This is a genomic window from Flagellimonas ulvae, assembly GCF_049333175.1.
Lineage (GTDB): Bacteria > Bacteroidota > Bacteroidia > Flavobacteriales > Flavobacteriaceae > Flagellimonas.
This window is the reverse complement of the sequence record NZ_CP186325.1, coordinates 2573644-2595593: the sequence shown is the minus strand read 5'-3', so window position 1 is coordinate 2595593 and position 21950 is coordinate 2573644. Positions and strand designations below refer to the sequence as shown.

10 protein-coding genes are annotated in these 21950 nt (G+C 39.5%); 1 reads left to right on the top strand and 9 read right to left on the bottom strand.

What is annotated here, in order from left to right:
• The first annotated feature begins 102 nt into the window (after positions 1–102).
• The gene (locus ACOKFD_RS11890; RefSeq protein ID WP_422858132.1) at positions 103–1773 is read left to right on the top strand and encodes an amidase; all 1671 of its coding nucleotides are present in this window, start codon (positions 103–105) and stop codon (positions 1771–1773) included.
• On the opposite strand, the gene ACOKFD_RS11885 is transcribed toward ACOKFD_RS11890, so the two are convergent.
• From ACOKFD_RS11885 to ACOKFD_RS11845, 9 genes are read right to left on the bottom strand one after another with little or no spacing between them, the layout of a single operon-like run.
• Positions 1770–2432, bottom strand: coding sequence for an ABC transporter ATP-binding protein (locus ACOKFD_RS11885; RefSeq protein WP_422858131.1), 663 nt, complete (start codon positions 2430–2432; stop codon positions 1770–1772). The genes ACOKFD_RS11890 and ACOKFD_RS11885 overlap by 4 nt on opposite strands.
• 22 nt (positions 2433–2454) lie before the next feature.
• Entirely contained in the window at positions 2455–4830 is a 2376-nt protein-coding gene (locus tag ACOKFD_RS11880; RefSeq protein WP_422858130.1) for an ABC transporter permease, read from the bottom strand.
• Between the two features lie 21 nt (positions 4831–4851).
• Positions 4852–7266 (bottom strand): FtsX-like permease family protein, encoded by a 2415-nt coding sequence (locus ACOKFD_RS11875; RefSeq protein WP_422858129.1) that lies wholly within the window; start codon positions 7264–7266, stop codon positions 4852–4854.
• Positions 7267–7290: 24 nt separating this feature from the next.
• A complete protein-coding gene (locus tag ACOKFD_RS11870; protein WP_422858128.1) occupies positions 7291–9711 on the bottom strand; it encodes an ABC transporter permease in 2421 nt (806 codons plus the stop codon).
• Between the two features lie 49 nt (positions 9712–9760).
• The gene (locus ACOKFD_RS11865; RefSeq protein WP_422858127.1) at positions 9761–12190 is read right to left on the bottom strand and encodes an ABC transporter permease; all 2430 of its coding nucleotides are present in this window, start codon (positions 12188–12190) and stop codon (positions 9761–9763) included.
• Between the two features lie 16 nt (positions 12191–12206).
• A complete protein-coding gene (locus ACOKFD_RS11860) occupies positions 12207–14639 on the bottom strand; it encodes an ABC transporter permease (RefSeq protein WP_422858126.1) in 2433 nt (810 codons plus the stop codon).
• Positions 14640–14660: 21 nt separating this feature from the next.
• The gene (locus ACOKFD_RS11855) at positions 14661–17060 is read right to left on the bottom strand and encodes an ABC transporter permease (protein ID WP_298996280.1); all 2400 of its coding nucleotides are present in this window, start codon (positions 17058–17060) and stop codon (positions 14661–14663) included.
• Positions 17061–17082: 22 nt separating this feature from the next.
• Positions 17083–19485 carry an ABC transporter permease gene (locus ACOKFD_RS11850; RefSeq protein ID WP_422858125.1) on the bottom strand — a complete coding sequence of 801 codons (2403 nt, stop codon included), beginning with the start codon at positions 19483–19485 and terminating at the stop codon, positions 17083–17085.
• A gap of 22 nt (positions 19486–19507) precedes the next feature.
• Entirely contained in the window at positions 19508–21943 is a 2436-nt protein-coding gene (locus tag ACOKFD_RS11845; RefSeq protein ID WP_422858124.1) for an ABC transporter permease, read from the bottom strand.
• Positions 21944–21950: the final 7 nt, after the last annotated feature.

The following is a 21950-nucleotide window of genomic DNA, read 5'->3' as shown; positions in this document are numbered from 1 at the left end:
TGGATATTCTTATATTCACATAATTTGATTGATGAAGTATGGGTGCAGTTTCTATCCTTTAATACAATCAATCAATAGGACAACTTTTGATAAACTTCATATATGAGCTTCTTAAAAGCACGCAATCCAAAACTTGCCGTTTATTTGACAACACTTCTTTTAATAGCGTGTGGAACGCAAAAACAAACATTCACAAAGAAGAATATCAAAACATCCCAGAAATTAATTGGGATTGAATTTTCAAAACAAAAGATAGATACCCTTTACGGATATTTGGAGAGGAACAAAAAAGCATATGATTCCTTGCGCAAGTACCGTATTGCCAATGAGGTTTTTCCTGCCATTTTGTTTGACCCCAAACCTAGCGGTTTTCAGATTCCCACCTTCAATGATACGGTTTCGACTTGGACGGTTTCAGATAATGTTCCTATGCCGGACTCCCGAAGTGAAATAGCTTTCTTCACCATTCCAAAATTAGCTTCGCTAATAAAGAATAAGAAAATAACCTGTTTGGAGCTTACCCAATTCTATTTGGATAGGCTGAAAAAGTACAGTCCCAAACTAGAATGTACCATTACTATAACGGAAGAACTCGCCTTGGAACGGGCAAGACGACTAGATAAAGAGCTTGCGCAAGGCCAGTACCGAGGAATTTTACATGGCATTCCATATGGCGTTAAGGATTTGATGGCTGTTGAAGGGTATCCCACTACATGGGGTTCTGAACCCTATAAAACCCAGCAAATTGAAGAAACCGCTACTGTGGTGAAACGTTTGGATGACGCTGGTGGAATTTTGGTGGCCAAACTGGTTTCTGGAGCTCTGGCTCGTGGCGATGTCTGGTTTGGAGGAAAAACAAGGAATCCATGGGATGTTTCGAAAGGAGCCAGTGGTTCTTCAGCCGGATCTGGCAGTGCAACTTCAGCGGGTTTGGTGCCTTTTGCCTTGGGCACGGAAACTTTGGGTTCGATTACTTCACCCAGCTCAAAAAATGGAATAACAGGCTTAAGACCTACGTATGGTCGGGTAAGTAGACATGGGGTGATGAGCTTATCGTGGTCAATGGACAAGGTCGGCCCCATGTGTAGAAATGCTGAAGATTGTGCCATTGTATTTAGCATTATTCAAGGAAAGGATGAAAAGGATAAAACAACAAATTCAATTCCTTTTTCCTTTAACCCGAAGATGGACGTTAAAACCCTTAAAGTGGCCTATTTGAAAGATGATATTGAAAAGGATACTACAAAGGGCAAAAGCAATTTACTAAAGGCAATGACCACGTTTAAAAAAATGGGGATTCAACCAAAACCTGTAAGTCTGCCCACCGACGTACCTTATGATGGATTTGACATTATCTTACGATCGGAATCAGGTGCGTTTTTTGATGAATTGGTACGATCAGGGGAGGTCGATGTAATGGTGGAACAACACAAGAGGTCGCGTGCAAATTCATTGAGACAATCCCGTTTTATTCCCGCAGTGGAATATTTGCAGGCCAATCGACATAGAAAGGTCCTTATCGAAAAGATGCATCAGATAATGAAGGATTATGATGTGTTGATATCCCCTTCTTTCGGAAACAGGCAGTTGGTCATTACGAACCTAACAGGTCATCCGGTTATAGCCATACCTACGGGTTTGGATGATGAAAAACTCCCTACAAGTCTAACCTTGGTAGGGAATCTTTATGACGAAGGAAAAATACTTTTGTTGGCCAAGTACTTTCAAGAAGTCACGGAGTATGATGAACTACATCCGGAAGGGTACCATTAAATCATCCTGCCATCCAAAAGATTGATAACCCTTGAACCGTATGCTGCATTTTTCTCGGAATGGGTCACTTGAATAATGGTTACGCCTTCATCGTTCAATTTCTTGAAAAGCTCCATGATTTCCTCTCCTTGTTTGGAATTTAGGTTTCCTGTGGGTTCATCTGCCAAAATGAGTTTTGGATTGGAAATCAAAGCCCTGGCAATTCCAACCAACTGTTGCTGCCCACCACTTAATTGCGCAGGAAAGAGATCCTTCTTTCCTACGATATTAAATCGGTCCAACATGTCGGCAACTTTAGCTTTTCGTTCTGAAGAGCTGTATTTTTTATAAAGTAAAGGCATCTCCAAGTTTTCCTTTACAGTTAGGTCATCCAACAAATGATACGATTGGAAAACAAAACCGATATATTCTTTATATAGATTTGACCTGTGTTTTTCCTTTAAGGAATGAACCGATTCATCCAAAAAATGATACTCTCCTTCATTGAAACCATCCAGCATTCCAATGACGTTGAGCAATGTGGACTTACCTGATCCAGAAGGACCCATAATAGAGATAAACTCACCTTCGGACACCTCAAAATTGATATCCTTGAGCAGAAAAATACGTTGGCCACCTGAGTTGACCCATTTGAAGATGTTTTTTAATTGTAATAACATAACATTGTTTTTATTCTAAGTTTTATTCTTGTCTCAATGCGTTTGCCGGACTACTCTTTGCCGCCATTAGGGATTGACCCGCAACCGTAAACATGGCAATTATTAGAGCAGTACATCCTGCACCTAGAAAATACCAAATCCGTAAAGGTATGCGATAGGCAAAATCAGATAACCAGTCGTTTGCCATGAGATAGGCGATTGGCAAGGTTATGACCATGGCTGCCATAACTAGTTTCACAAATTCGCTGGATAACATGATAAAGGCTTGTGATGTGGTCTGCCCCAATACTTTTCTGATACTTACCTCCTTTTTCCTGAGCTGAGCAGTAAAGGTTACTAATCCAAAAAGTCCTAAACATGAAATTAAAATTGCAAGTCCTGCCAAATACTTGGATAAGGAAGCCACCCGTTGCTCAGACAGGTAGAGTTGTTCGTATTGGGCGTCCAAAAAATCAAAATCAAAAGGAAGTCCAGGATTGAATTTTTCGAATAATTGGGTAAGTGCAGTTATGGTTTTCTTTTCTTCGCCGGCCTTTATTTTTACTAATAACGTACTTATCCATTCTGACCGGCAGACAAGAGCCATAGGCGTGATTTCATCATATAGGGATTGAATATTGAAATCCTTCACCACTCCTATTATTTCTCGATTTGGACCGCGCATGTCAATAACAGTTCCAATAGGATTCTCAAGGCCCATTAGTTCTACAGCGGTTTCATTTAATATTATTTTAGAATTGTTATTGGGAACCTCATTGATATAGGAACGGCCTTCCTTCATTTCAATACCCATGGTCTCTATAAAATCTGGACCCACATGGGCATGCCTAAACGTAAGTTTCTTGGATTCTTCGCTTTGACCTGGCCACCTATGATTGGAAGAGGAATTACTAAAGTTGGTCATATCACCCTGCATATAAGAAGCATTTACAACTCCAGGAATCATTCTTGCTTCCTCGAGAAAAGTCTCCATATTGTTTACCAACCCATCTTGGCGTTCAATGGTAATAATATTGTCTTTGTTGTACCCTAGATTTTTGGATTGAATAAAATCCAACTGCATGTAAATAATACTAACGGCAACAAGCAACAAAATAGAAATACTGAATTGAAAAATAACCAGACCTTTGCGTATTACATGATCTCCACTGGAAGTGGGCAATTTTCCTTTTAAAACACTTATTGCCTTAAACTTTGTAAGATAGAAGGCAGGATAACTTCCGGATATTAAACCCGTCACCACGGCAATCCCTGCGATTATAAGAATGAGACTAATGCTAAAAGGGAATTCTAGCTGTTTTCCAGTGATATTGCTGAACCAAGGCAAAATTAGGGCTACCATGGCATAGGCAACAATCATAGAAAAGCAAGCAAGCAATACGGACTCGGTTAAAAACTGAAAAATCAAGGAGCTTTTTTCAGCACCTACCACCTTTTTTACCCCAATTTCCTTTATTCTCTTTGCGGCCTTGGCAGTGGATAGGTTCATAAAGTTAATGCACGCAATAATGAGTATAAATAAAGCAACTATGGACAAAAGGATTACATAGGTAATTCGTCCTCCAGATTTTTTTCCATTTACGAAACGATTTTTCAAATAATTGTCGGCATATAGTCCAAAGAAAACACTTGCTTGATTTTCAGAATCCTTCTTTTTAATGAGATCCTCTATTTTCGAATTAAAGGATTCAATTCCAACGCCTGTCTTTAAAAGCGCATACATGCTAGAACTATTACTTCCCCAGTGAATATCGTTAATGTCCCTGTTTTGCAGGAACTTTTTGTAGGAAAGCACAAAATCAAAATCTTGGGAGGAGTTCTTAGGGATTTCAAAAATCCCATTGATAGTAAAAACATCTTCCAGTCCATCTTCTCCGTTTTTAATGATGAGACTTTTTCCAACTGGAAAGCCTTCGGACCCAAATAGGTTTTCCGCCATTTCTTTTGAAATGACCACTGAGTTCACATCACGCAAGACCGTATTCATATCACCAGCAAGAAGTGGAAAGGAGAACAGTTTAAAGTAATCTTCGCTGGCAAAGAACCCGGTACTAGCGAGCTTTTTATCTTCAGTTTGTAGCATGGCGTTTCCATTTATTCTAAAAACGGCCACCGCTTGCTCAACCTCCGGGACTTCCTGTTGTAAAGTCGTGAGCATCAAACTAGAATTTGATTGGTAGGTGTTCAACGAGCCTTGGCCATTTGGCACATGTCTGAAAACCTGGTACAACTGCTCTTTGTTGGCATGGAATTGGTCTTTTACCACCTCATCCTTCACCCATAAAAAAACAAGGAGCACACAGGTCAAGCTCGATGATAATCCAACTAGGTTGATAAAGAAGGTACTTTTGTCTCGGGAAATGTTCCTCAGGAATAGTTTGATATGATTTTTGAGCATAGTTTTCTGTTCTTTACTTTGTTATTCTGTACGTAAACTTTTTACAGGATTAGCTAGGGCTGATTTTATGGTTTTGGTACTGATAGTCAAAACTGCAATAAGAAGGACCAGAACTCCAGAAAAAGCAAAAAAGTGCCAACTTAAATCAATACGATTCGCATAATCTTGGAGCCATTCGTTGGCAAACCACCATGCTACCGGAGTAGCAATGACAAAGGCCATAAGAACCAATTTTAGATAGTCTTTGGTCAATAAATAAGTCACTGAAGCTACGCTAGCACCGATTACTTTTCGAACGCCTATTTCTTTGGTGCGCTGGTTTGTGATAAGCATTGACATGGCAAACAAGCCTACACAGCTCAGAAGTATTGCGATGATGGAACCGCTTGTAATTAGAGCAGCCATTGTTTTCTCCCGTCTAAAGGTTCTATCTATATTTTCATCCAAAAAAGAACCCAAGAACTCTGCATTGGGCTCTATTTTTTTAAATGCATTTTCAATAGAGGTAAAAGAATCCGCCATATTTGAGGAGGCTACTTTAACATAAGCATATGTCAATCCACGTTCTCTATCCAAGAAAAAAGTGAGAGGTTCTATGGTCTTTGAGATATCCTGAAAATTGTAATCCTTGACCACTCCAATTATGGCAAATGACACACTGTCGCCTGCTGGTAGGAAAGCAGTTAACGGGGTTTCTTCTTCCAATTCTCTAGCCATGCTTTCATTAATAAGAACGGCTTGTGTATCACTTTCTCTTGCGATATCAAAGGTTCGGCCCTCTTTCAACTCAAGCCCCAAGGTCTTGATGTAATCGTAATCAACGGTTAATGCATTTGTACGAACATTTTTTCCTTTGTATTCAAAGCCCCAAACACTGGAAGATTGACTACCGTCCCTTCCTCTTCCCAAATTGTTGTCAGCTGCAGTGATTGCTATGATATTTGGATTGTTCTTTAGTTCTTCGCGAAGTAGATTGACCACATCATAACTATCCTTTTTCCCGTTTAAAGGAAATGAAAGAACCTGTTCTTTGTCGTAGCCCAAATCTTTATTGCGCATGTAATCGAGCTGTTCGTTAAGAATAAATGTGCCACTAATCAGTAAAATGGCTATTCCAAACTGTAATACGATTAAAGCATCACGCAGATGATTCTTCCCAGAGGAATCCAACTTTCCTTTCAAGGATTGAACAGTAGTTAAGCGGCTTAGTAAAAGCGCTGGATATCCCCCAACGATCAGGGATATTACCAATACCAAAAGTAGCGCTATAAAAAGAATGATGGGAGATAACAGAATATCAAAGGTCGCACCGGTACCGAACAGAGTCTTAAAATTGTCCTTTAATAAGAAACTCAATAACACCCCAGTACCTAACGAGATTATAAATACGATAAGACTCTCTCCCCAAAACTGAAGAAAGAGCTGCCGTTTCTCTGCACCTAGGGTTTTGCGCATTCCAATTTCCCTAAGTCGTTGCGCGCTTTTGGCAATACTCATATTGACAAAATTGACGCAGGCTATAAATAATATTAGGAAGGCCACCCCTAGAACTATGAATACTTTTGCCCTACTTATTTCAACATAGCCCTTGCTATAGCTTACAAAACGCATATCTGTTACAGGTAAAAGGCCTAACTGGAGAAAATTCCCATTTGCATTGGGCAGCGCTCCATCGCGTTTTAGGTTTTCACTTGCTCCTTGGTAATGTAAATTGGTAAACGCCCTGCTGTTTTCTTCAAATGTTTTGGCTGAAACCGATTCTTCCAACTGGAGGAAAACACTATGATATTGGGCATTCCAACGTTCTTTTGTTTCTTCATATTCCGGATGCTTCTCAAAGGGCAACGCAATATCAAATTCAATCGAACTATTCTCGGGTTCATCTGCAGAAACCGCCCTCACAATAAACGGTTTATTTTTTCCATTGATTAAAACGGTCACGGTTTTTCCAATGGGATGTTCATCACCAAATAACTTAGTTGCGGTACTTTTTGTGATTACCGTAGAAGAAACATCAGTCAAGATATTTTCCCGTACTCCCTGGAGTACGGGAAAACTGAACATTTCAAAAAAATTGCCATCAACATAGACGGCATCCAGGCCCAGCTCTTTTTCATTGTAAATCGTTAAGGCCTCCTCTTCAACAAATCGAGTTATTTTATCTATGCCAGGCACTTCAGTTTTTAGAGCAGCAGCAAAGGGGGTTGGATGACTTGTTCCAACCTCCGTTCCCTTTGGAATTTGCCATGTTATAAATACTTTATAAAGCTTATCTCCATTGGAATGAAAATCATTAAAAGAAAGCTCATGAAGTGAATCCATGGTCAAAAGAGTTGCCACTCCAAAGGCAATGGACAAGCCGAGTATTCCAATTATCGTGAACAGTCTATTTTTCCATAGATTTCGTAAGGCAATTTTCACATAGTTTTTGAACATAATGGTTCGTTTTTAATTGATTTCTTATTCTGTGCGCAAACTTTTTATTGGATTTGAAGTGGCTGCTCGAACCGCTTGATAGCTAACTGTAAAAAGAGCAGTAAGCATTACACAAGAAATAGCCACCCCAAAAACCCACCAAGGAATGTTGATTTGATAGGTGTAGTTTTGGAGCCATTGTAGTATTAAATAATAAGCAACAGGAATTGCGATGAGACCAGACAACAATATTAAGACTACAAAATCCCAAGAAAGCATCTTGAAAAGACTCAAAATGGACGCTCCCAATACCTTTCGAATTCCAATCTCCTTGGTACGTCTTTCGGCTATAAAAGCTGATAGACCATACAGTCCTAAACAGCTGATGAAAATGGCCAGAACCGAAAAAATTTCAGATAACTTTCGCATACGCTCTTCAGCTTTGAACTTGTTTCCAAAGGCATCATCCACAAAATGATATTCAAACGGAACATTAGCCGCTATTTGCGCAAATTCCATTTCAATCTGCTCCAATGATTGGGCTAGACTTTTATCAGGAGATAATTTTAAGTTAATCCAATTGGTTTCCTGATAGTTTATGCTGTAAATTGCTTGTTTAACAGGCTCAAAAGGAGACTCGGTCAATAGGTTTTTAACTACTCCAATTACTTTATGCTCGCCGTCATACCATCGGATGGTCTTCCCGACAGGGTCTTGTAGCCCCATATACTCTACGGCGGCCTCGTTAAGTACATAGGCGGTTGAATCTGATGCAAAATCCCTTGAGAAATCCCTTCCTTCCTTCACTTCCCAACCTATGGTCTTACCATAATCATGGGACACATAAAAATTCACAATATTGGTAATAAAATTGGGATCTTTACCCTCCCATTCATAACCCCCATTACTATGCCAGGCCTCGGTCATAGGACTTGAAGATTCTGACATTTCAATTACGCCAGTATTTTTTTTGAAGGCTTCACGTAATGTATTGTATTTGTTTTCAAAATCCGCAGTGGTTTTTTCAACCATGATTAGGCCATTTTGTTCATAGCCTATGGGACGATTTTTTGTATGTTGAATTTGCCGATTTACTAAAATGGTGCCAGAAACCAAGATGATGGAAACCATAAACTGCACCACGACCAATACTTTACGGAACGAAGTTGCCGATTTACCAGATCGGATGGTTCCCTTCAAAACTTTAACTGGACGGAAGGAAGAGAGGTATAAGGCAGGATAACTACCGGCCAAGAGACTGGTAATCAAGACCAAACCTAAACCAATACACCAAAACATAGGTTTTGCTAAAGGAAAAACAATCTGTTTGTTTGCCAAGGGATTGAATACGGGTAAAAGGACTCCTACCAAAGCACAGGCTAGTACAAATGCACAAAAAGTTACCAAAAAGGATTCGAACAAAAATTGCCCTATCAATTGGTTTTTGTTTGAGCCGACCGTTTTTCGTATTCCTACCTCTTTGGCTCTTCTTTGAGACCTTGCAGTGCTGAGGTTCATAAAATTGATACAAGCCAACAACAATACAAAAACACCGATTATTCCGAACATGCGTACATATTGGATTGCACCTCCGCTGGACACACCATTCTTAAAGCTAGACCTTAAATGCCAATCATTCATCGGATGAAGAAAGATTTCTGGATTACTCTTTTTTGTCAGGTCAGGAACATGATCGTAGAGTGCATGTTTTATTTTATCATTTACGGCTTGAAGTTTGGACTGGTTGGACACTTCCACATAAACCTGATAAGAATTATTGTCCCATAATTTTCGGTCCCGTGCTGTTTTCACCCATTCGTACATAGATACATAAACAGTCCATGGAGCAATAAAATCCAGAGGTTTCCCTTCTGAAAAAGCGGCAAGTGTCTCAAATATGTTGGAATTGTGGGGCAAATCTTCAAAAACGCCACGAACGGTCACCACAGCATCATTGTTCAAATGCATTGTTTTTCCTATGGGTTCTTTGTCCCCAAAGAAAGCTTTAGCTGTAGATTCCGAAATCACTATAGCGTTGGGGTCGTTAAGTGCGCTTTGATTTCCCTTCAACATGTGTAAAGAGAATAAACTAAGGGCGCCTTGTTCCATAAAGACGCCATACTTGTTCAGGTTTTTTTCTTTGGAAGATAGCACATTGTCTCCTGGAAAAGAACTCATTACAACATGGTTGAAATCATTGGGGTAAACGTTGCGTAGTTCATCCGCTAAAGGGTAGGGCAATGTAAATCTGGTGCGTACCTCCCCATTGTTGGTTTTGTTCACCAGTACCTGTGCGATACGGTCGTGATTGCTGAAATTGGTATTAAAAGATTTTTCATCATGAATCCATAAACCTATGAGTATCGAGACCGCTAGTCCTAGAGCTAGCCCTCCAATATTGATAAAAGAATAGGTTTTGTTATTGAAGAGGTTTCGAGCCGCTATTTTTAGATAGTTTTTGAACATGATTGATGATTTTTAATTGATACTATAACAGTAATCCATGATAATCTACTTACTCCACCCTAAGGTTCTTCACGGGGTTAGCAACTGCCGATTTCAGTGATTGAAAACCAACGGTAATGAAAGTGATAACCAAAGCAGAACCCCCTGCAAAGGCAAAGACCCACCATTGTAATTCTATACGGTAGCTGAAATCTTGCAGCCAGCGATGTATGAAATAATACGCTAAGGGTGTGGCAACAGACATGGCAATAAGTACCAATCTTAAAAAATCCTTGGTGAGCATTTGAACCACAGATGTCACTGAGGCTCCAAGCACTTTTCGTATTCCAATTTCTTTTTTCTTCTGTTCGGCAACATATGAAACTAAACCAAAGAGACCCAAACAACTGATGAAAATTGCCAGAATTGTAAATACCATGGATATTTGTCCTAGACGTTTTTCCTCATCATACATTCTTTCCACTTCCCTATCAACAAATCGATAATCGAACGGAACCTGCTTTACTATCTCTTTCCATTTGCTTTCCAAGTTTTTAAGTAACTGTGCGTAATCCGTGGTTTTAGTTTTAATAAACAACCAGTTTGGGCTCTCTTCCTTATATAGAAACAAGGGTGCAATCTCATGTTTTAAAGATGCATAATGGTAATCTTCTACTACACCTATGATTCTCATTTCAGAAGTCTCATCTCCAAAACTCTCTATAAGTCTGGCACTCAGAGCATCCTCTTCATTAATATTGAAGATTTTCAGAGTGGCCTGATTTACAATGATTTGATCAATGGTATCTGCTGGAGTGAAATCCCTACCTTTAAGAATAGGAATGTCCAATGTTTCAAAATAACCGTCACTAATACCATGTCTTTTTACAAGGGTATTATGTTCTCGATTTCCTCCCGGAAGATATAGGCCATTATCACTTAGTATAACTTCGGATGGGGCATAAAGTCCGCTTGACACATGCAGTACTCCGGGTATTTCAAGAAAAGAAGACCTCATGGATTCGAACTTGTTGGAAGCCTCGTCTGTTCCGATTCGCAAGGCCAAGAGGTTGTCTTTGGAATAACCCAAATCTTTTTTCTGGGTAAATTGAAATTGCTGTGTTATCACAATTACAGTAGCTATCAAAGCAATGGAAATCACAAATTGAAAAACGACTAAAGCCTTACGAAATACACCATTCCCTGATTGTATTATGGTATTGCCCTTAAGTGCTTTAATCGGCTTAATAGCAGATAGTACAGTGGCCGGGTAGATTCCTGAAACCAATCCGGTGATTATACCCAGACCAAGGAGTAAGAAACCGATTTTCCAACTTATGATATTTTGATGGGTCAAATTGACACCAGCAAGGTCATTAACCAATGGAAGTAATACCATGGTTATGGGGATACTGATTAACACTGCAAAGAGGGATAACGATAAAGATTCGCCCAAAAACTGTCGCATTAGCGTGTTTTTAAATGCCCCTGCCACTTTTCGAACCCCGATTTCCTTTGCCCTTTTACTGGCCCTGGCCGTACTGAGGTTGATGAAATTGACGCAGGCGACCAATTGAATAAAAAAGGCCAAGGTCAATAAAAAGTACAGAAATTTTATGTTTGAAACTTCATGGATCTGGTTGGGCCTATCTGAAGAATATAAATGAATATCGGAGACATTCCTCAGAAACAATCTTTTATTGTCCATACCAGCGTTTGCTATATCTTGAGCGGCTCTGTCCTGAATAAATTCAGGCAGTTTATTTTGTAAGCTTGATACATTCGAGTTCGAAGCCAATTTCACATAACTATAGACGAAGTTATTGGTAGCAAAATCTTGAAAACTTTGTACAAAAGTGCCCATTCCTTCCGTACTCATACTTACTATATAATTGGGTTTCAAATGTGATTTTGCATAGGTGTCATCAAAAACACCCTTTACAGTCAATGTTTGGGCGCTTTCACCACTTCCCCAGATTACTGCTTTGCCCAAAGCCCTTTGTTTGCCGAACAGTTTGTTGGCAAGTGAGGAAGAAAGCACTAGGGCATTAGGCTCATCTAATGCGTTGTTTTGATTGCCTTCTAAAAACTTATAGGTAAAAACCTTAAAAAAGGTAGAATCTGCAATATACACTCTAGGTTCATAATATGCATCTTCGCTATCGGCAGCACTGATAAGGTTGCTGTAGAAAACATCTGTCAATACAACTCGGGTTGCCTCTTGAACCTCTGGAAAATCCTCTTTTAGCGCAAAAACTGTTGGCGGTGAAGCAGCTGCGGTATCAAAATTGTCTTTACCCTCTCTTTCGATTAAGGTTTCTACTCTAAAAATGGAGGCCGCATCTTCATGGTGTTCATCATAGCCGAATTGCGCAAAGACATACAATAAAATGGCTAAACAACTTACGGTACCTACGGTAAGTCCCAATACATTGATAATGGTCTGTTGCTTGTTTTTTAGCAGATTCCGCCAAGCAATTTTTACATAGTTTTTAAACATGATTGTTGTTTTTTGATTACTCGGTTCGTAAGCTTTTCACGGGATTTGTGATAGCTGCTTTAATACTTTGATAACTAACGGTTATTACCGCTATGAAAACGGCCAAAGCGGCGGCCAATAAGAAAACAGTAAGACTAATATCGATTCGATATGAAAAATCTTGTAGCCATTTGTTCATGGCTAACCATCCTATTGGAACCGATATTAAAATGGATACCGCAACGAGCCTCAGAAAGTCGGTAGTAAGCCGGAATGTGATTTGACTTACACTGGCACCAAGCACTTTTCGAACCCCAATCTCTTTAGTACGCTTTTCGGCATTGAAAGTGGCTAGTCCAAACAAGCCAAGGCAAGCAATAAAAATGGAAAGTATAGTAAAAGTGATGAATATTCGACCTAAGTTTTGGTCCGCTTCATAAGTAGTATTAAAAGCGTCATCCATGAACCGATAACTAAAAGGTTGTCCTGGCGCAAGATTATTCCAGATTTCTTGTATGGCTGCTGTCGCCTCTGAAAAGTCTCCTGCAGCAAGTTTCACTGCCATATTCCCTGTGGAATTGCCCAGGGTAATGCTTAACGCGCCTATGTCCTTCCTTAAGGTTTCATAATGAAAATCCTTAACCACCCCAATCACATTTAAAAAAGAGGGATTCTCTTCTCCTAAATCGCCGGATAATCGAGTGCCCAGAACCTCTTTGGAATTCATTCCCAAAATGGCTGCCGCGGATTCATTTAAAATAATGGCGGAGGAATCTGCTGGAAACTGGGGGTTAAAATTCCTGCCTGAGACCATTTCAATATCTAACGTAGAGATATAGTCATTATCTGCCCTCCACAACTGCATGTTAATGGCACTTTCCGGATCGCTGAAACCTTCACGAAAGAGACTTGTATTGGTTCTTGAAGATGGAGTTGGTAAAAAACTGGAGAGCGTAGCACTTTTTACTTGGGCCAGCTGACTTACTTGTTCTTTAAAAGTAGTGGCTTGGTCTCCTGTGGCAAATACGTCTTCAATAATCAATACCTGGTCTTTAGAGAAGCCAAGATCTTTGCTTTGAATATACTTTAGTTGTTGATATACAATTAGGGTGCTTATTATGAGAAATACAGATATGGCAAACTGAAATATAACTAATGAATTCCTAACCCTTCCGCCACCAATACTTTTATCCCCTGAACCTTTTAATACATCGACAGGCATAAACCGAGACATAAAAAAGGCAGGATACCAACCAGATAAAATACCAAGGATACTGGCTGACACCAAAATAATTCCCCAGAAATAGGGATTTGCAAACGGTATGGATATTTCTTTCCCAGCGAGTTCATTGAAAAACGGCAGAAGAAAAGTAGCCAGCACAAGAGCAAAAAGCAGAGATATTAGGGTAATCAGTCCTGATTCCATAAAGAACTGTCTTAGCAGTCCCGCCTTTGAAGAGCCCAAGGTTTTCCGTATACCTACTTCTTTACTCCTTTTCAATGAGTATGCGGTGGAAAGGTTCATGAAATTAACACTTGCCAGAACAATCAAAAACAAACCAATGAATGACAAAATGTAAATATTTTGCATACTACTATTAGGGCTGATCTCACTTTCAAGTTGCGAGTTTAGATGAATATCCACTAATGGAATTGTGCTATATATCAAATGGTTTCCGGAAGCTTTGAAGGCTTCTTCTGTGATTCCTGGAAAATACCTTTGGGCATATGGAATCACATATTTACCCATCATGTTGCGCAAAGGTTCTTGTAAATCTTCAATATTGGCCTTAGGGGCAAGTTTGATGAAAGTTGGAAAATTATGACTGGTCCACTCTCCAGCCGTAGCATTTTCATTTCCCGCCATAGCCAAGAAAAGGGAATAGTCTCGTAGAAATGAGTTTTTTGGCATGTCTTGAACAACTCCAGATACAGTATAAGTGGTTGAATTGTTTAAGACCATGGTTTCTCCGACAGCAGATAAAGTGCCAAAATGTTTCTGTGCGGCAGACTCTGTAAGGATTAACGTATTGGGTTCGGACAGTGCGGTTTTTGTATCACCTTTAATCAAGTCCATTCCAAACATGTCAAAGAAAGTGTCGTCCACAAAGGTGGAATACTCCTCTTTTGTGTTTTGTGTTTTGTCGCTTCTACGGATTAAAGTGGTCCCCAACGTATTGAAACGAGTGGCCATGGTTACTTGTGGAAAATCCGCCACCATTGCCTCTCCCATAGGAGCAGAGGTTTCTGCAAAAACACTTTCTGTACCACCAAACTTAACATCTACATTTATTCGATGAATACGCTCCGCATCAGTAAACATTTTATCGAAACTTAGTTCGTCATGAATGAAAAGGGCTATCAGAAGAGCTCCGGCCATACCAATTGCCAGTCCCATAGTATTGAGAAGTGTTAAAAATGTCTGTTTTTTTAGGCTACGCCACGCTATTTTGATATGATTTTTGAACATGATTTTTGTTTTTTGATTTGATTATTCGGTACGTAGACTTTTTATAGGATTTGACTTTGCTGCTTTTATAGCCTGGAAGCTTACTGTCAATACCGTGATGCCCATTGCACCCAACATAGCCAGAGCAAAAATCCACCACTTAAGGATAACTCGATAGGGATACTCCTGCAACCAACCGTTCATTACGTAGTACGAAATTGGTATGGCAATAAAGCAGGAGATTATTACCAACTTCATGAAGTCTTTGGAGAGCATGTTCCAAACGTTGAAAACAGTGGCACCCAGCACTTTCCGTACACCGATTTCTTTGGTGCGCTGTTCTGCCACATAAGAAGTCAATCCGAATAGTCCCAAACAACTGATTAGAATGGCCAAGGCGGTAAATATTCCGGAAAGACTACCTATACGTTCTTCGGCGGCAAACTTTTCTCCATATTCCTCATCTACAAATTGGTATTCAAAAGGAATATCTGGAAAGTGTTGTTTGAACACTCTTTCTACAACGGCAATGTTTTGACGCATACTTTGCTTGGGATTCAACCGCATGGTATAGTAGCTGAAATTGTTAGAGCGGTCGTATACGTAAAAAGCTTGTTTTACGGGTTCATAAGGGGACTGTGCAATCATATCTTCAACCACTCCTATGATTTTCATAGGAGGTTCCGGATCTTCTTCATCAGTATCCCGTATCAACTTTCCAACAGGGTTTTCCATGCCCAAATATTTTTTGGCGGTAACATTGATCAGAATCCCTAAGGAATCAGAAGCAAAGTCTCTCGAGAAATCCCTGCCCTCCACAATTTTCAGGTTTAGGGTTTTCGCATATTCTGAGGAAACTTCAGTCCATGCCAAGTCCTCTTGAAAACCATCAGGCTTGCCTTCCCAAGTAAAACCACTTCTATTTGACCAAATTCGGGTTGTTGGACTGCTTGAGGTAGCCATTTCAACAACGGCTCCAGATTTTTTAAACTCATCCCGCATAAAATCGGTTTTATCCTCAAAATCTTGGGCAAATGTTGGAACCTGAATTAAGCCTTCCCTGTCATATCCTATGGGCCGATTTTTAGCATGGTTGATTTGTTGCATGACAATAAAAGTCCCGATAATGAAGGCAACGGAAACGGTAAACTGCATTACTACTAGAATTTTTCGAGGTAAACCTGAGTACTTCCCTGCCTTAAAAGTTCCCTTCAGAACATCAACTGGCCTAAATGAGGAAAGATAGAGAGCAGGGTAACTTCCAGCAAGTAGTGCAGTAAATAGGATGAATGCAATGGAAATCAGCCAAAAAGAAGGGTTGCCCCAAGGGAAAGCAATCTCTTTTCGTGCCAAGTCGTTGAACCCATTTAAAGACAATAGGACTATGACCATGGCGAATATATATGCAAAGAACACGACCAAGAAGGACTCGCTTAAAAACTGGGAAATAAGCTGGCCTTTTTGAGAGCCTATCGACTTACGGATACCTACTTCCTTCGCTCTTTTTTCGGAACGGGCAGTGCTCAGATTCATAAAATTGATACAGGCCAATATCAAAACAAAGGCCCCTATAATTCCAAATAACCAAACATAGGTGATTCGTCCTCCGGCTTGCTTGCCTTGTTCAAAGTTGCTTCGCAAATACCATTCTTCCATGGGCAATAGGAAGATTCTGGGGTTGTACTGTACAACTTCTTCATCTGCATTCTTTTTAACATCTATTATGGTATTGGTTACGCTTTCAAAAGTGGTATTGTCCGCAATCTGCACAAACATCTGAAAGGAATTGTTCTGCCAATTGTCCAACGAGTTTTGAATCCATTCTGCATTGGCCACATAGTGTTCCCAAGGTATAATGTAATCCGTATCGTTAAATGAGTTACTATAGGGAATGTCTTCATAGACGGCAGTGACCATTAAGTCGTATTGATTGCTTATTTTAAGAACTTTTCCGATGGGTTCCTCATCTCCAAATAGCGCTCCTGCCAAGGATTCGGATATCATAATGGATTTAATTTCCTGTAAACCATTTTTATCCCCTTTAACAATTTTAAGGTTCAGTAGTTCTGGTGCATTGGGCTGCATGTAATTTCCTGTTCTGGATAGACTTTTTTCTAGATATTTCACATAACTGGTCTGAGTCCATGAACTCATCATGATATGTTTGAAATTATCACCAAAATTCTCACGCAGCGCAGGTTCCAGAGGTAAGGGAATTGCGGGTCCTGTACCCGTATTGCTGTTAAAAGTTTGTGATTGAAAAACCTGGGCAATTCTATTTTTGTTTTTAAAATAACTATTGTAGGTCAGCTCATCGTTAATCCATAGGCCAATAATCAAGGTAACGGCCATGCCCAAAGCCAAGCCACCAATATTGATAGCTGAGTAACCTTTATTTTTGGAAAGGTTTCTCCAAGCAACTTTTAAATAATTCTTTATCATGATTCTCGGTTTTTGATTGTGATTATTCAGTTCTTAGTGCTTTAACTGGGTTCCTAGTGGCTGATTTTATTGCTTGAAAACTGATGGTAAAAATGGCTATCAATAAAGCTATCAGACCTGAAAGGACGAATACCCACCATTCAACATTGATTTTATAGGCATAATTATTTAGCCATTGTCTCATGGCATACCATGAAAATGGGACGGCAATAAGAATGGCAATACCTACAAGTTTGATAAAATCCTTTGACAATAAGGCTACTATTGTACTTATATCTGCGCCAAGGACTTTTCTAATTCCAATTTCCTTTGTGCGTAGCATGGCGCTATAAGTGGCCAAACCAAATAGGCCCAAACAGGCTATGAAAATGGCTAGACAGGAGAATATAGTAAACAACTTTCTAAATCTTATATCAGCTAGGTACTGTTTGTTAAAAGCTTCATCTAGGAAGCTATATAAGAATGGTCTATGTGGAACCAATTGCGCCCATTTTTTTTCTATCGTTGCTAAGGCACTCTGATAATTATCTGTAAGGATACGAAGAGAAAAGTACCTTCCATATGGTACTTGCCTTAACGTCAATGGAGCTACTTTTTCATGCAATGACATATAATTAAAGTCCTTTAAGACCCCAACTATAGTGCCTTGTCTGCCCCATTGTTGGAACTTCTTTCCAATTATTTGTTGGGGATCACTGTAACCAAACATTTTGACAGCAGCTTCGTTGATTACCAATGAACTTATACTGTCTGTTGGGAAATCTGGTGAAAAAGCCCTCCCGGCAACCACATCAATTTTATAATGCTGTATAAAGTTATTGTCCACCTCATAGATGTAGGGTGAAAAATTCTCCATATTTCCTTCAGGAGTTTCTATATCGGTGCCTGCAGCAGGAAAATGGCTGCTGGGAACGGTTCTGGACAGAGAAACGGAGCTTACCTCTGAGAGAGACAACAGCTCTTCTCTTATAGTTTCGGCGTTGCCAAGTACCGTGCCATCCCAATTAAAATCCAATATCAACTGTTGTTCTTTTGTGAAGCCCATATCTTTATTGAGCATATATCCAAGCTGATTGTATACCACTATGGTACTTGCAATCATGGCAATAGAAAGGCTAAATTGAAACACCACAAGACCCTTTCTCAGATTGTTTCCTTGAGGAGATGCCCTAAATGATCCCTTTAAGACACTTGAAGGTTTAAATCCAGACAAAACAATCGCTGGATAACTTCCCGATAGCAAACCTGTAATTAAGGTAACGCCAAAATAAAGAAGAAGTACGGAAGGTGTTAAAATGGAACCAAACTCAAATACTCTGTTGGTAAGATTACCTAACCAGGGCAATCCAACAAAGGCAATTGCAATACCGATCGCGGATGCCACTAAAACCAAAATCAATGATTCTCCGAGGAATTGAGAGATGAGCCCTTTTCTTTCGGCTCCAATCACCTTACGAACACCTACTTCTCTGGCCCTTTCCATAGAACGAGCAGTGGCTAAGTTCATAAAATTGATACTGGCAATAACCAATATAAACAAGCCTATAATCGAAAAAATATAGATGTTGGATAAACTTCCTATTTCTCCTGGTTGACGATCTGCAGTCGAGTTTAAGTAAATACTGTTAAGTGGCTCCAAAGAAAAGCTATAATAGTATTCCTTTCTTGCCTCAGGGTCAATATGCTTGTCTAAAAACCCGGAGATTTTGGATTCAAACACGTTTTGATTAAAGTTTTCTGAAACCAAGAGATAAGTATAAAAATCTACATACCCCCATTGTTCAAAAATTCCTGGCCGTGTCTGGTAAAAACTACTCATGGACATAAGTACATCGAAGGTAAAATGTGAATTTTCCGGAATGTCTTTCAAAATGCCGGTCACGGTATAAACACCATCTGCTGCCCGACCCCCTATACCATTAAGGGTTTTGCCAATGGGGTTTTCATCTCCAAAATATTTTTTGGCCGTAGTTTCTGTAAGTACTATGGAATATGGAGCCTCTAACGCGGTTTTTGGATTTCCAGAAATCAAAGGCCAGCTAAAGACGTCGAAAACAGAAGGGTCCATGTAAAAACATTCACTTTCTTGATAAGAGCGATTGTTGTATTCTAACAAAATATCGCTTATACCGGAGAACTGTACTTTTTCAATAATTTCGGGAAAGTCAGACTTCAATGCAGGCCCTATTGGAGCGTTTCCCCAAATCCAAGTGTCAGAAAGATCTTCAGCGTTACTGTGATGCGCCACTCGATAGATTCGGTCTTTTTTTTCGTGATAGTCATCAAAAGAAAGCTCATTAGATATGAAAATGGCTATAAGTAAGAAACAAGCTAGGCCTATGGCCAAACCACCGATATTTATAGCAGAATAACCTTTGTTCTTCAATAAGTTCCTCCAGGCAAGCTTTAAATAATTCTTTATCATGATTCTCGGTTTTTGATTGTGATTATTCGTTTCTTAAACTGTTGAGTGGTTTTATTAACGCTGCGTTGATAGATTGATAGCTGATCGTGATTATTGCTATGGTTAGAGCAATAAGCCCTCCGGTAATAAAGGTTGACCAACTAAGCGTTGTCTTATATGCAAAATCCTCCAACCAACGATTCATTATATACCAACCTACAGGAACTGCAATAACTATGGAAATTCCTACTAGGCGTAAAAAATTGATGCTCAGAAGGCTATAAATGTTTTTAAAAGAAGCCCCCAAGACCATTCGAATACTGATTTCTTTTTTTCGCTGTTCAATCATAAATGCTGACAACGCGAAGAGGCCTAAACAAGCAACCAAGATGGCCAAGATGGAAAATGAGAGAAACATGGTTCTGATGCGGGTTACGTTATCGTACATTTTAGCAAAGGAGTCATTCATAAAAGCATATCGAAAAGCCATATTGGGTGAAAATTCTCCCCATTTTGTTTCAACTTCCTTTAAAAGAGTAGCCATATTTGCTGTACTAGCCTTTAATGAGATTATGGAAGGACTTATTCCTCTAAAAAGACATAAGGGTTGTACTTCTTGCCGCATGGAGTCGTAATTAAAATCGGCTACAACTCCTATAACCGTATAAAGTGTGCCATATCTGGATATCCTCTTTCCTAGCGGCTCATCCAAATTGAGCTTTTTGGCCAAAGTCTGATTGATTATTACGGCTTCGTCATCGCTAGTTTTATCCATGTCGAAATTTCTTCCCTCAACCAACTTCATCCCAAGCGTTTCAAGATAGTCCTCGTCAATAACCCAAGCCTGACCAGGTACAGTTTCATCAATATTGTCCCTGCCTTCATTGACATAGGCATTGCCATTTCTCTTGGCGCCTTCCAAAGGGAGATAATCACTTATTGTTACAGATGTAACCCCATTTATTTTTTCGAGTTCATCTTTAAAAGTATTTATCTTATCGCCTATGATATTCGTCCCATAGAGCTGAATTACTTCTTCTTTTTCAAAACCTATTTTTGAATTTAGGATGAAGTCCATTTGCTTGTTTACAATGAGAGTTCCTATTATTAGAATGATTGAAATTGTAAATTGAAATACGACCAAACTACTGCGCACAGCACTTGACTTGCTTCCGGAACTAAGCTTCCCTTTAAGCACCGAAGCAGGCCGAAACCTTGAAAGATAGAATGAAGGGTACAGACCAGCGAGCAGACCTACACATAGTGCTGAAACTATGAGTATAGGAATGAATGAAGGACTGGAAAAGGGTAAACTCAACACTTTTCCTGAAATACTATTGAACAAAGGCATCATTGACCAGGCTATTGCCAACCCCAATACAAATGAGACTATTGAAAGTATGACCGATTCGGTTAAAAATTGCCCAATAAGATATCGCTTGGGTGCCCCTACAACTTTTCTAATACCAACTTCTTTGGCTCTATTGGCCGATTTAGCGGTTGAAAGATTTACAAAATTAATGCTGGCAATGACTAGAATGAAAAGGGCCACAATACCAAAAATCCAAATGATTTTTATATCGTTTCTTGAACTTGCTTCGTAGTCAATCTTTTCTGAATATAGATTGATGTCGGTCAAAGCCTGAGTTTTAATAAAAAACTTCTTGCTAAAGTCTTCTGGAATAGCAAACCCAGCAGCCTCATTCGCTGGAATTATATAGTCATTGATTATCCTATCGGACATTTTCTTTTCGAATTGGGAAATATCTACACCTTCTTTCAAGACGATATATGTAAAATAGTTATTTTGGAACCATCGGGTTTGTTCTCCTTCTCCAAACTCAACACCTTTCAAAGAGATAAAGAAATCATAGTCTAAATGTGAGTTGCTAGGAAAATCCTGCATTACCCCATTTATCCGAAAAGGTAATCCTTCGTTGCCATTGAGATAAATCACTTTTCCAATGGGATTGCTGTTGCCAAAATATTTTTCTGAAATGGTTTTTGAAATCACCAAGGTATTCGGTTCGCTCAGGGCAGATGTAGCTTCTCCATAAACCATTTGTACATCCAAGATGTCAATAGTACTTTGGTCAGCGTAAGAGAAGCCTTCCTCATGATGCTGCATTTGTTGCCCATCAATCCTGATTTCGTTGCTGCCCGCTCCAAAGAACAAGGAATTGTCCATAAGGCGACCAGAGTTTTCAACCTCAGCGAAGTCGTTTAAAACAGTCACTGCGGTATTCGCCGAGAAATGGATACCCTCGGTTATTTTGCCATCGACTACAAATTGACCTACCAATCGATGAATATTTGATGAATTGGCTACATGTTTGTCATAACTACTTTCATGAACAATATAGACTGAAATCAATATGCACGCAGCTACACTAAAACTGAGGCCTACAATATTTATTAGGGAAAACACCCTGTTTTTTAAAAGGTTTCTCCAAGCTATGTTGATATAATTTCTAATCATGATTGTT

Bases quoted from the DNA above. Each gene is read 5' to 3' on its own strand.
- ACOKFD_RS11890 (WP_422858132.1), top strand. From the start codon at position 103: ATGAGCTTCTTAAAAGCACGCAATCCAAAACTTGCCGTTTATTTGACA.
- ACOKFD_RS11885 (WP_422858131.1), bottom strand. From the start codon at position 2,432: ATGTTATTACAATTAAAAAACATCTTCAAATGGGTCAACTCAGGTGGC.
- ACOKFD_RS11880 (WP_422858130.1), bottom strand. From the start codon at position 4,830: ATGCTCAAAAATCATATCAAACTATTCCTGAGGAACATTTCCCGAGAC.
- ACOKFD_RS11875 (WP_422858129.1), bottom strand. From the start codon at position 7,266: ATGTTCAAAAACTATGTGAAAATTGCCTTACGAAATCTATGGAAAAAT.
- ACOKFD_RS11870 (WP_422858128.1), bottom strand. From the start codon at position 9,711: ATGTTCAAAAACTATCTAAAAATAGCGGCTCGAAACCTCTTCAATAAC.
- ACOKFD_RS11865 (WP_422858127.1), bottom strand. From the start codon at position 12,190: ATGTTTAAAAACTATGTAAAAATTGCTTGGCGGAATCTGCTAAAAAAC.
- ACOKFD_RS11860 (WP_422858126.1), bottom strand. From the start codon at position 14,639: ATGTTCAAAAATCATATCAAAATAGCGTGGCGTAGCCTAAAAAAACAG.
- ACOKFD_RS11855 (WP_298996280.1), bottom strand. From the start codon at position 17,060: ATGATAAAGAATTATTTAAAAGTTGCTTGGAGAAACCTTTCCAAAAAT.
- ACOKFD_RS11850 (WP_422858125.1), bottom strand. From the start codon at position 19,485: ATGATAAAGAATTATTTAAAGCTTGCCTGGAGGAACTTATTGAAGAAC.
- ACOKFD_RS11845 (WP_422858124.1), bottom strand. From the start codon at position 21,943: ATGATTAGAAATTATATCAACATAGCTTGGAGAAACCTTTTAAAAAAC.